General features: G+C 64.6%; 12 protein-coding genes. 7 read left to right on the top strand and 5 right to left on the bottom strand.

From position 1 onward, the window contains the following. Positions 1 to 158 precede the first annotated feature (158 nt). The 3 genes from J0L98_RS19985 (at position 159) to J0L98_RS19975 (ending at position 1,242) form a co-directional block, all read left to right on the top strand. Complete coding sequence (locus J0L98_RS19985) at positions 159 to 317, top strand: hypothetical protein (protein WP_296413782.1); 159 nt, start codon at positions 159 to 161, stop codon at positions 315 to 317. Positions 318 to 538: 221 nt separating this feature from the next. Next, on the top strand, positions 539 to 784 hold the full coding sequence (locus J0L98_RS19980) for a hypothetical protein (protein WP_296413779.1): 246 nt from the start codon (positions 539 to 541) through the stop codon (positions 782 to 784). Between the two features lie 5 nt (positions 785 to 789). Beyond that, complete coding sequence (locus J0L98_RS19975; protein WP_296413778.1) at positions 790 to 1,242, top strand: c-type cytochrome; 453 nt, start codon at positions 790 to 792, stop codon at positions 1,240 to 1,242. A 110-nt stretch (positions 1,243 to 1,352) separates the two neighbouring features. On the opposite strand, the gene groL is transcribed toward J0L98_RS19975, so the two are convergent. From groL to J0L98_RS19950, 5 genes are all read right to left on the bottom strand, one after another. Continuing rightward, the gene (groL, locus tag J0L98_RS19970; RefSeq protein WP_296413776.1) at positions 1,353 to 3,008 is read right to left on the bottom strand and encodes a chaperonin GroEL; all 1,656 of its coding nucleotides are present in this window, start codon (positions 3,006 to 3,008) and stop codon (positions 1,353 to 1,355) included. Positions 3,009 to 3,078: 70 nt separating this feature from the next. Next, positions 3,079 to 3,369 (bottom strand): co-chaperone GroES, encoded by a 291-nt coding sequence (gene groES / locus J0L98_RS19965; RefSeq protein WP_296406202.1) that lies wholly within the window; start codon positions 3,367 to 3,369, stop codon positions 3,079 to 3,081. Between the two features lie 184 nt (positions 3,370 to 3,553). Next, positions 3,554 to 4,393 carry an EamA family transporter gene (locus J0L98_RS19960; RefSeq protein WP_296413775.1) on the bottom strand — a complete coding sequence of 280 codons (840 nt, stop codon included), beginning with the start codon at positions 4,391 to 4,393 and terminating at the stop codon, positions 3,554 to 3,556. Beyond that, positions 4,393 to 5,844, bottom strand: a complete 1,452-nt coding sequence (phnY, locus tag J0L98_RS19955; protein WP_296413774.1) for a phosphonoacetaldehyde dehydrogenase — start codon at positions 5,842 to 5,844, stop codon at positions 4,393 to 4,395. The genes J0L98_RS19960 and phnY overlap by 1 nt, the downstream gene beginning before the upstream one ends. Continuing rightward, complete coding sequence (locus tag J0L98_RS19950) at positions 5,841 to 6,560, bottom strand: GntR family transcriptional regulator (protein WP_296413772.1); 720 nt, start codon at positions 6,558 to 6,560, stop codon at positions 5,841 to 5,843. The genes phnY and J0L98_RS19950 overlap by 4 nt, the downstream gene beginning before the upstream one ends. Before the next feature lie 162 nt (positions 6,561 to 6,722). Between J0L98_RS19950 and phnC the strand changes: the two genes are divergently transcribed. The 4 genes from phnC to phnA form a co-directional block, all read left to right on the top strand. Continuing rightward, entirely contained in the window at positions 6,723 to 7,556 is an 834-nt protein-coding gene (gene phnC, locus J0L98_RS19945) for a phosphonate ABC transporter ATP-binding protein (RefSeq protein ID WP_296413769.1), read from the top strand. 40 nt (positions 7,557 to 7,596) lie between these two features. Then, positions 7,597 to 8,565 (top strand): phosphonate ABC transporter substrate-binding protein, encoded by a 969-nt coding sequence (gene phnD / locus J0L98_RS19940; protein WP_296413766.1) that lies wholly within the window; start codon positions 7,597 to 7,599, stop codon positions 8,563 to 8,565. A 76-nt stretch (positions 8,566 to 8,641) separates the two neighbouring features. Continuing rightward, a complete protein-coding gene (phnE, locus tag J0L98_RS19935) occupies positions 8,642 to 9,442 on the top strand; it encodes a phosphonate ABC transporter, permease protein PhnE (RefSeq protein WP_296413763.1) in 801 nt (266 codons plus the stop codon). Positions 9,443 to 9,476: 34 nt separating this feature from the next. Beyond that, positions 9,477 to 10,440: phosphonoacetate hydrolase (phnA, locus tag J0L98_RS19930; protein WP_296413760.1), on the top strand; the 964-nt coding region annotated here is incomplete at its 3' end.

Raw genomic sequence — 10,440 nt, 5'->3', positions numbered from 1 at the left:
ACCGTCGTCTGGTCGTTGCCATCCATGCCGCCCACCCCGACGCCGACAGCGCGCTGCTGCGGGCCACGCTGCACGAGGTCTGGCGCGCCATCGCTGCGGCCCCGGCGGGAGAAAAGCGATAACTGCGTTCGCAGCGATACGAGAAAGGGTACGTAATCTTGGAGCTCCGAGAAATCGCCGACATCAATAAGGCCAGCATGCGGGAGCGACGGGAGGCCCTCCGCCTCGGTACCGACCTGCTCCTCGTTGCCAGCAACGAGGGCCTCGCCGAAGGGAATTTCCGGAGGCGCTGGCATCGCTTCCGGAAATTGCAGTGATTAATTTGAACTCATCGAGCATCGGCACGAAAAGGACGAGTCGCTCGCGGCAACATCCATGGCTGCCATGCTCAAAAATAGAGTGAACGGCGACAGAAGTGCTTCTGACGGCTTCCTTGGCCTCGCAAGCCCTGGTGATCGCGCCGCGGTGATTTCTCGCTGTGGTAACTTACGCGCCTCTCCGGCAACGGCCGGGGCGCTTTCAGATGGAGGGTCCGCGCATGGCGGAAGACTATAAGGGGATGTTCAGTTTCGGTTCGATGACCTTGGCCGTGGGCGGCCTGGCTCTATTCGGCCTGCTCGCGTGGGGCTGGATGTCGGGGCAGGCGCTACCGCTGTGGCCGGCATTGCTGGTGGCCGCGGTCAACGTCGTTGGCGCCGTCAAGTTACTGCAGGAAACGAAGGCGAAGCGGGCTGCACTGCAAGCGAGTGCGGCCTCTGCACAAACCAAGCGCAAAGCCCGATGATGCGGATGGCAGTGCGCTACGACGGCCGAGGTAGCCGTGCCGTCTGCACCACGCTGCTCGCACTGCCGTTGCTGCTTTCCGCATGCGGTGAGCCCAGCGGCCCGGACCCCTACGCGCTGATGGAGGGCGAGAATATCTACAAGGCGGAGTGTGCCAGCTGCCACGGCGCGAAACTGGAAGGTCAGCCGGATTGGCGCACGCGCCGCGCTGACGGCAAGTTGCCCGCTCCGCCGCACGATGCGAGCGGCCACACCTGGCACCACCCGATGGCACAACTCTTTGCGATCACCAAGCAGGGCATGGTGCCGCCCAACGCGCCTGAGGGCTACGTTTCTGACATGCCGGGCTTCGCCGGCAAGCTCACGGACCGGCAGATCGAGAATGTGCTGCTGTGGATAGAGAGCACCTGGCCGGCCGAGATCAAGGCGCGCCGGGCGGAGATGCTACAGCGGCGATAGCCGTTTCGGGATCAACTGGCCCGACTGCCATTGCATCCGTTGTGACGTAAAAAAACCGCGGCCGGAGCCGCGGTTTTTGTTGGCTGCAGCAAGAGCTGCGGACCGGGAAATTACATCCCCATGTCCATGCCGCCCATGCCACCCATGCCGCCCATGCCCGGCATGCCGCCGGCGGCCGGCTTGTCTTCGACCAGCTCGGCAACCATGCAATCGGTGGTGAGCATCAGGCCGGCAACGGAGGCTGCGTTCTGCAGCGCCGAACGGGTGACCTTGGTCGGGTCGAGCACGCCCATTTCGACCATGTCGCCATAGGTGCCGTTGGCGGCGTTGAAGCCGAAGTTGCCCTTGCCCTTGACGACTTCATTGACGACCACCGACGGTTCGTCACCGGCGTTGGCGACGATCTCGCGCAGCGGCTGTTCCATGGCGCGCAGGACGATCTTGATGCCGGCGTCCTGGTCGTGGTTGTCGCCCTTGAGGGTACCCACCAGTGCAGCGCGGGCACGCAGCAGCGCAACGCCGCCGCCAGGAACGATGCCTTCTTCAACGGCAGCACGCGTGGCGTGCAGCGCGTCTTCGACGCGGGCCTTCTTTTCCTTCATTTCGACTTCGGTGGCAGCACCGACCTTGATCACGGCCACGCCGCCGGCCAGCTTGGCAACACGCTCCTGCAGCTTCTCACGGTCGTAGTCGCTGGTGGCTTCCTCGATCTGCACGCGGATCTGCTTGACGCGGGCTTCGATCGCCTTCTCGTCGCCGGCACCGTCGATGATCGTGGTGTTTTCCTTGGCGATCTCGACGCGCTTGGCCTGGCCCAGATCCTTCAGGGTGGCTTTTTCCAGCGTCAGGCCGGTCTCTTCCGAGATGACGACGCCGCCGGTCAGGATGGCGATGTCTTCCAGCATGGCCTTGCGACGGTCGCCGAAGCCCGGGGCCTTGACGGCGACGGTCTTGAGGATGCCACGGATGTTGTTGACCACCAGGGTGGCCAGCGCTTCGCCTTCGACGTCCTCGGCGATGATCAGCAGCGGACGGCCGGCCTTGGCGACTTGCTCCAGCACCGGCAGCAGGTCGCGGATGTTCGAGATCTTCTTGTCGAAGAGCAGGACGAACGGGTTGTCGAGCAGGGCGATCTGCTTGTCCGGGTTGTTGATGAAGTAGGGCGACAGGTAGCCGCGGTCGAACTGCATGCCTTCGACGACGTCGAGTTCGTTCTGCAGGGACTTGCCGTCTTCAACGGTGATGACGCCTTCCTTGCCGACCTTTTCCATCGCGTTGGCGATGATGTCGCCGATGGAGGAATCGCTGTTGGCGGAGATGGAGCCGACCTGGGCGATTTCCTTGTTGGTGGAGCAGGGCTTGGAGAGCTTCTTCAGCTCTTCCAGGGTGGCGACGACAGCCTTGTCGATGCCGCGCTTCAGGTCCATCGGGTTCATGCCGGCGGCGACGAACTTCATGCCTTCGCGGACGATGGACTGGGCCAGCACGGTGGCGGTGGTGGTGCCGTCACCGGCGATGTCGGAGGTCTTGGAAGCGACTTCCTTGACCATCTGGGCGCCCATGTTGGCGAACTTGTCCTTGAGCTCGATTTCCTTGGCCACGGACACACCGTCCTTGGTCACGGTCGGGGCGCCGAAGGAGCGCTCGAGCACCACGTTGCGGCCCTTGGGGCCCAGGGTTACCTTGACGGCATCGGCCAGGACGTTGATGCCTTCAACCATGCGGGCACGGGCGGAATCGCCAAACTTTACTTCTTTAGCAGCCATTTAGTACTCCTGAATTCTGGGGGTTCGGGCCGGACTGTGGGCCGGCCGGCTTGCAGCGGATGCGGGAGGCTCAGGCCTCGACCACGCCCATGATGTCTTCTTCACGCATGACCAGCAGCTCCTGGCCATCGACCTTGACGGTCTGGCCGGCGTACTTGCCGAACAGCACGCGGTCGCCCACCTTCACATCCATCTTGCGGACGTCGCCGTTCTCAAGGATCTTGCCGTTGCCGACAGCCAGGATCTCGCCCTGGTCGGGCTTCTCGCCGGCAGAGTCAGGAATGACGATACCGCTGGAGGTGGTGCGCTCGGCTTCAACACGCTTGACGATCACGCGATCATGCAAGGGACGGATTTTCATGTAGTGGTCTCCTACTCGGTTCAACACCGGGCAAACGTGCCCGACTCGGTAAATATCTGGGCCAGCAGCGACTGGCTTCGGGTGGCGGAGCCTTTGTTAGCACTCACCGCCAACGAGTGCTAATAATAGGGGCGACCTGTGAGCTTTTCAAGTCCGCCCAAGAGGATTCTTTTCGAACGGCGGATCAGTGCAAGCGCACCAGCGCGGCGCCACAGGCGATCAGAGCAGCGCCGACGATACGCAGTTTTCCCATGCGCTCCTGCAGGAACAAGGCCCCCAGCACCGCGGCGAAGATCACCGAAGTTTCCCGCAGGGCTGCCACAGCCGGTATGGGCGCGGATTGCATGGCCCAAAGCACAATGCCGTATGAGCCGACAGTAAGCACCGAACCCAGCAGCGCGAAACGCCCCCGGGTGACCAGACTACCCAGCAGACGACGACCTCTCCTACGCAGGGCCACGGCCAGGAAGCCCCAGGAGTTGAAGAAGAACAGCCACAGGGTGTAAGCGCCGACGTGCCCCGACAGACGCGCGCCGATGCCGTCCAGCACCGTGTACAAGGCGATCAGGCAAGCCGTGCCGCTGGCAAACAGCAAGCCGGCAGCCGGCCGCTGACCTGCCCGCCAGCCGAGGACGATGGGCAGCGCCAGCCCGAAGCCGATCAGACTCACCCCAGCCACCAGGGGAAGGCCCCGTGCCTCCCCAAACAGCGGGGCGGCAGCGAGCAGCAACACAGGGGCCAGCCCGCGCATCAACGGATAGGCCATGGACAGGTCGGTGTGCTGATAGCTCTTGACCAGGGCCAGGTAGTAAGCGGAGTGAGTGATCACCGATAGCGCCAGCCACGGCCAGGCCCCACTGGCGGGCAAGGGCAGCCAGGGCAGCAGGCAGGCGGACACCACACTGCCCGCCACGGCCAGCGCCACCGCATCCACCAGCTTGTCGCGACTGGACTTGATCAGGAAGTTCCAGCCAGCATGCATGAAGGCGGAGAACAGCACCGCCAGGGTCACGGTGGTGGACATCAGGCGGGCCAGGGCAAGGAATAGGTCTTGGTGGTAGTGAAACTCTTCATGGCCTCCAGCACCCCTTCCTTATAGCCCAGGCCCGAATCCTTGATGCCACCGAAGGGCGTCAGCTCCAGCCGGTATCCCGGCACCTCGCGGACATTAACCGTGCCCACCTGAAGTTCATTGACCAGCCGGGTGATCACATCCAGGCGGTTGGTGCACACCCCGGACGACAACCCATAAGCCGTGCCGTTCACGATGGCGACGGCCTCGTCAAGGCAGCCAAAGCGGATCACCGGCGACACCGGGCCGAAGGTCTCCTGACGTACCAGGGGCATGTCGGGGCGGACGTGATCAAGCACCGTGGGGGCGTAGAGCGCGCCCTCGCGCTGGTTGCCCACAAGCAGGCGGGCACCCTGGCTGACTGCCTCGTTCACCCGCGACTCGAAGAGGCGGGCGGCGGCTTCGTCGATCACCGTGCCCATCTCCACGTCCGACTCCGGATCACCAAAGGTCCAGGCCCGGGTGCGCGCCACAAGGCGCTCCACGAAGTCGTCGGCCACCGCCTGATGCACCAGGATGCGCTTGACGGCGGTGCAGCGCTGGCCGGAGTTGCGGTAGGAACCCAGGGTGGCGAGCTGGGCCGCTTCGTCAAGATCGGCGTCGTCCATCACGATCAGCGGATCGTTGCCACCCAGTTCCAGCACCATCCGCCGGTAGCCGGCCCGGGCCGCAATGGCCTTGCCTATCTCGACTCCCCCCGTGAAGGTCACCATCTCCACGTCCGGGTGGGTGATCAGCTCATCGGCGATCTCCCCGGGATCGCCCGTCACCACCTGGAACATCAGTGGCGGCAGGCCGGCTTCGTAAAGCAGGTCAGCCAGGTAGAGGGCCGACAGGGGCACTTTCTCTGACGGCTTCAAGACCATCCGGTTGTTGGTGGCGATGGACGGCGCGATCTTGTGCGCGACCTGGTTCATGGGGTGGTTGAAGGGCGTGATCGCGGTGATCACCCCGAGCAGCGGATCCCGCTGGGTGAACACCCGGCGCTGACGCCCCTGGGCGGTGATGTCGCAGGAGAAGATCTGGCCGTCATCCTGGCGTGCCGCGTGGGCTGCGGCCAGGAAAACGTCGCGCACCCGGCCGGCTTCATAGCGGGTGTCCTTGCGGGACAGGCCCGCTTCGGCGGTGATCAGGGCGCTGATCTCTCCCGTCCGCTCGTCCACCAGGCGGGCTGCACGTTCAAGGATGGCGGCCCGTTCATGGCGACTCAGCCTGGGGCGGTAGCTCCTGGCCAGGGCGATGGCATCGCGCACCTCGCTGGCGGAGGCCTTGGGCACCGTGCCGATGCAAACCCCGCTGAAGGGATTGAGGACCTCGATCACGCCGCGGCTGCCGGCAGCGCGGCGGCCGTCGATGCGCATGGTTTCGGCCCGAAAAGGGAAAGGAGTCTGGCGGGCGTTCATTCGGCGCTCCTGGTGACGTTCGTATTAAGGGAAGGAGATGAGGATGCGGGGCACAGTGCCTGGTGCATGCGCGCCCGACTGTCATTGCAGTGACGCTGCAGCAGATCGGCGGCCTGATCGGCCTCGCCGGCGCAGACGGCCTCCACGATGGCCCGGTGCTCGCCCAGGGAGAGGCTCAGCGAGGCTTCGTTGTGGATGTAGGTCTGGCGCCGAAACAGGGACAGCTCCGAGACAAGGCGGCTGTATGTCTCATGCAGCTTGTGGTTGCCGGAGAGGGCTGCCAGGCGATCGTGCAGGGCAAAGTTGAGGGCGGTATAGCGATTGATATCGCAGCCCGCCACCGCCTCCTCCATCTGGACGATCAGGGCGTGCAGCTCTGCCCTGCCCCCGGAGCCCGCGGCGCGGGCCACCTTGGCGCCGATCATGGCTTCCAGCACTGCGCGGACTTCGTATATCTGATCCGCCTCATGTAAATCGAGGGTTCGCACATGCACTCCGCAGTTCTTCACCACCCTTACCAGGCCTTTCTCCTCCAGGCCGCGGAAGGCTTCGCGTATCGGCCCGCGGGACACCCCCAGCAGGGCGGACAGGGGCACTTCGCGGAGGGGCTCGCCGGGCAGCAGGCGGCCGTCGATGATCATGCGCTCCAGTTCTTCCTGCACCAGGGCGGGAAGGGAACGGCTCTTGAGTACGTTCAGGGCGTCAGGGAAGGACATGGTCTGTCGGGACAAGGAAAAGGCAAGAGTGGAAGGGGGCGCTGAGCCAGCCATCGTGGGGACTGTTTCAGGCTTCATGTAAGCACAAGAAGATTGTCAACAATATGCAATGCCAGGATTTTATTGTGGCTTCGTTGCAACCCGGTGACGAGGTAAATCCAAATGCCCAATGTTGTTGAAATCCGAAATCTGACCAAGCGCTTTGGCCGCTCCACGGCCCTGGACGATGTGTCCTTGTCGGTTGCCGAGGGCGAAATGGTGGCTCTGATCGGCGCGTCCGGTTCCGGCAAGTCCACCCTGCTGCGGCATCTGCCCGGCTTCCTGCTGGCCGATTCAGGCGAGGTCGAGATCCTCGGGCGCCCGGCGCAGGCCAATGGCCGCCTCGCCCGCGACATCCGGGACATCCGCGCCGAGGTCGGCTTTGTGTTCCAGCAGTTCAATCTGGTGGGGCGCCTGACGGTGATGACCAATGTGCTGGTGGGCCTGCTGCGCCGGGCCAGCCTGTGGCGGACCCTGCTGATGCGCTTTTCGGTGTCCGAGCGCCAGCGCGCCCTGGAAGCCCTGGATGCAGTGGGCATCGCCCAGACCGCCTGGCAACGGGCAGCCACCCTCTCGGGGGGGCAGCAGCAGCGCGCCGCCATGGCCCGCTGCCTGGTGCAGGGCGCCAGGGTGGTGCTGGCCGACGAGCCCATCGCCTCCCTTGACCCGGAGTCGTCGCGCAAGGTCATGGAACTGTTTGCCACCCTCAACCGTGACCATGGTTGCGCGGTGATCGTCTGCCTGCACCAGGTGGAATTTGCCATCAAGTACTGCCCGCGCACCGTCGCCCTGCGCGCCGGCAAGGTCGTTTTCGATGGCCCCTCAAGAGCCCTCACGCCGGCCTTGCTGGGTGAGCTCTACGGTGCCGATGCCCACGAACTCTTCGAGCCTGGCGTCTTCGGCGAAAGCCCGGCCGCCAATGCGCCCGCGCTGCCCGCCAGCTACGCCGCGGCCTGAATCCCTTTTTCTCCCCTCCCTTTCCCGAAAGGAAACACGCATGTTTCGCAAGATCAAGACGCTGCTCGCCGCCGCGTCACTGCTCCTGGCCGGCTCGGCTCTGGCCGCCGATATCAAGGAACTCAGCTTCGGCATCATCGCCACCGAAAAGGCCGGCGCCCTCCGGCAGATGTGGGAGCCCTTCCTCGACGACATGTCCAAAGCCGTGGGCGTCAAGGTGAATGGCTTCTACGCCACCGACTACGCCGGCATCATCGAAGGCCAGCGCTTCAACAAGGTGCAGGTGGCCTGGTACGGCAACAAGTCCGCCATCGACGCGGTGGACCGGGCCAATGGCGAGGTTTTTGCCCAGTTTGTGGATCTGGATGGCACCCCCGGCTACTACTCCTATCTGATCGCTCACAAGGACAGCGGCATCCAGTCCCTGGAGCAGGTGCTGAAAAACGGCAAGGACTACAGCTTCGGCATTGGCGACCCGTCGTCCACCTCCGGCAACCTGGTGCCCACCTATTACGTATTCACCCGCAACAACCTGGACCCGAAGACCCATTTCAAGGTCACCCGGGCTTCCAACCACGAGGGCAACTTCCTGGCCGTGCTCAACCGCCAGGTGGACGTAGCCACCACCAACAGCGAACTGACCCTGAAGATGAAGGAGAAGTCCCCCGAGAAGCTCGACCAGATCCGCATCCTGTGGACTTCTCCGCTGATCCCCCGCGACCCGCTGGTGTGGCGCAAGGACCTGCCCGCCGACATCAAGAAAAAGATCCAGGACTTCGTGGTCGGCTATGGCAAGAACGAGCGGGAAAAAGAGATCCTCAAGAACATGTACCGCCTGGCCGGTTTCCGGGCATCCACCGACGCGCAGCTTGTGCCGATCCGCCAGCTCGAGCTGTTCAAGGACCGCAAGAAGTTCGAGAGCGACGCCAATATGGACGAGACCGAGCGCAAGCAGAAGCTCGCCGACATCGACGGCAAGCTGGCCGAGCTGGCCCGCCAGCTGAAGTAAGCCTGTTCCGTTCCACCTCCCGCCGCCCCATCGCCCTGGCGCGGCGGGAGGCCCGGCTTCACCCGAGGATCTCCCGATGAATTCCGTACTCCCCCGCGTCAAGGACGAGCCCCTGTACGCTCAGCCGCGCAGCTTTGCCTACCATTTCAGCTGGGCCTTGCTGGTGGCGCTGCTGGTGTGGTCCTGGCAGGGCGCCGACATGCGCCCGCTGGACCTGTTCCGCGACTCGGCCAACATGGCTGTGTTTGCCGCCGAGTTCTTCCCGCCCAATTTCCATGATTGGCGCATCTACCTGCAGGAGATGCTGGTCACCGTGCATATCGCCCTGTGGGGCACCGTGCTGGCCGTGATCTGTGCCATTCCCTGCGGTCTGCTATGCGCCCAGAACATCGTTCCCGCCTGGACTTACCAGCCGGTGCGCCGACTGATGGATGCCTGCCGCGCCATCAACGAGATGGTGTTCGCGATGCTCTTCATCGTGGCGGTGGGCCTTGGCCCCTTTGCCGGCGTGCTGGCCCTGTGGGTGCACACCACCGGCGTGCTGGCCAAGCTGTTCGCCGAGGCCGTCGAGGCCATCGACCCGCGTCCGGTCGAAGGGGTGAGGGCCACCGGCGCCAACGGCCTCCAGGAGGTGCTCTACGGTGTCATCCCCCAGGTGCTGCCCCTGTGGATCTCCTATTCCCTCTACCGCTTCGAGTCCAATGTGCGCTCCGCTTCGGTGGTCGGCATGGTGGGCGCGGGCGGCATCGGGGTGATCCTGCACGAGGTGATCCGCGGTTTCGACTACGCCGAGACCTCGGCCGTGCTGATCATGATCATCGTCTGCGTCACCCTCATCGACCTGCTCTCCGCCCGCATCCGCCAATGGGCGCTCTGATGCCCCTCTGACCCGTCTCGACAGGAAACACCCCGTGCCCAAGACCATCCGCCTGAATGGCATCGACTATGCCTTTCCCATCCGCCCCGTTGCCGTCGTGTGCATCGACGGCGGCGATCCCGCCTACATCGACCGGGGCTTGAAGGACGGCATCCTCCCCAACATCGCCCGCTTCATGGAGCAGGGCTTCGCCGCGATTGCAGACGGCACGGTGCCCAGCTTCACCTGCCCCAACAACATGTCCCTGGCCACCGGCGCACCGCCCTCGGTGCACGGCATCTCCGGCAACTACTACCTGGACGTGGCCACCGGCGAAGCCGTGGTGATGACCGGCCCCGAGCTGCTGCGCAGCCGTACCCTGTTCGCCGAGTTCGCCGATGCCGGCGCCAGGGTGGTGACCATCACCGCCAAGGACAAGCTGCGCCGCCAGCTGGGCAAGGGCCTCGACCCGATCCGTGGCGACATCTGCTTTTCGTCCGAGCATGCCGACCGCTGCACGCTTTCCGAGCACGGCATCGACAAGGTGCTGGAGCGGGTCGGGATGCCGCTGCCCGACATGTACTCCATGGATCTCTCACTGTTCGTGCTGGAGGCCGGCATCAAGCTGCTCGAGCAGGAGCGGCCGGACATCCTGTTCCTGTCCCTGACCGACTTCATCCAGCACAAGCACGCCCCGGGCGATCCGGTGGCCAACACCTTCTACCAGCACCTTGATGAAGCCTTCGGCCGCCTCGAGGCGCTCGGCGCCATCGTCGCCCTGACCGCCGACCACGGCATGAGCGACAAGTCCCTGCCGAACGGCCAGCCCAACGTGGTCTTCCTGCAGGACTTGCTGGACGCCCGCTTCGGCGAAGGGGCCACCCGGGTCGTCTGCCCCATCACCGACGCCTTCGTACGCCACCACGGTGCGCTGGGCGGCTTCGTGCGCATCTGGTGCATGGACGGGCGCGCCGAACCGGCGGCCGTGCGCGACTGGGTGGCCGCCGTCCCCGGCGTGG

The organism is Zoogloea sp., from assembly GCF_017302315.1.
In the GTDB taxonomy this organism is placed as follows: Bacteria; Pseudomonadota; Gammaproteobacteria; order Burkholderiales; family Rhodocyclaceae; genus Zoogloea.
This window is presented reverse-complemented; position numbering and strand designations above follow the sequence as displayed.

What these genes read in the sequence shown, in the direction of transcription:
- phnY (WP_296413774.1), bottom strand. Translation starts at nt 5,844, where the DNA reads ATGAACGCCCGCCAGACTCCTTTCCCTTTTCGGGCCGAAACCATGCGC.
- groES (WP_296406202.1), bottom strand. Translation starts at nt 3,369, where the DNA reads ATGAAAATCCGTCCCTTGCATGATCGCGTGATCGTCAAGCGTGTTGAA.
- phnD (WP_296413766.1), top strand. Translation starts at nt 7,597, where the DNA reads ATGTTTCGCAAGATCAAGACGCTGCTCGCCGCCGCGTCACTGCTCCTG.
- phnE (WP_296413763.1), top strand. Translation starts at nt 8,642, where the DNA reads ATGAATTCCGTACTCCCCCGCGTCAAGGACGAGCCCCTGTACGCTCAG.
- J0L98_RS19975 (WP_296413778.1), top strand. Translation starts at nt 790, where the DNA reads ATGGCAGTGCGCTACGACGGCCGAGGTAGCCGTGCCGTCTGCACCACG.
- J0L98_RS19950 (WP_296413772.1), bottom strand. Translation starts at nt 6,560, where the DNA reads ATGTCCTTCCCTGACGCCCTGAACGTACTCAAGAGCCGTTCCCTTCCC.
- groL (WP_296413776.1), bottom strand. Translation starts at nt 3,008, where the DNA reads ATGGCTGCTAAAGAAGTAAAGTTTGGCGATTCCGCCCGTGCCCGCATG.
- phnC (WP_296413769.1), top strand. Translation starts at nt 6,723, where the DNA reads ATGCCCAATGTTGTTGAAATCCGAAATCTGACCAAGCGCTTTGGCCGC.
- J0L98_RS19980 (WP_296413779.1), top strand. Translation starts at nt 539, where the DNA reads ATGGCGGAAGACTATAAGGGGATGTTCAGTTTCGGTTCGATGACCTTG.
- J0L98_RS19960 (WP_296413775.1), bottom strand. Translation starts at nt 4,393, where the DNA reads ATGTCCACCACCGTGACCCTGGCGGTGCTGTTCTCCGCCTTCATGCAT.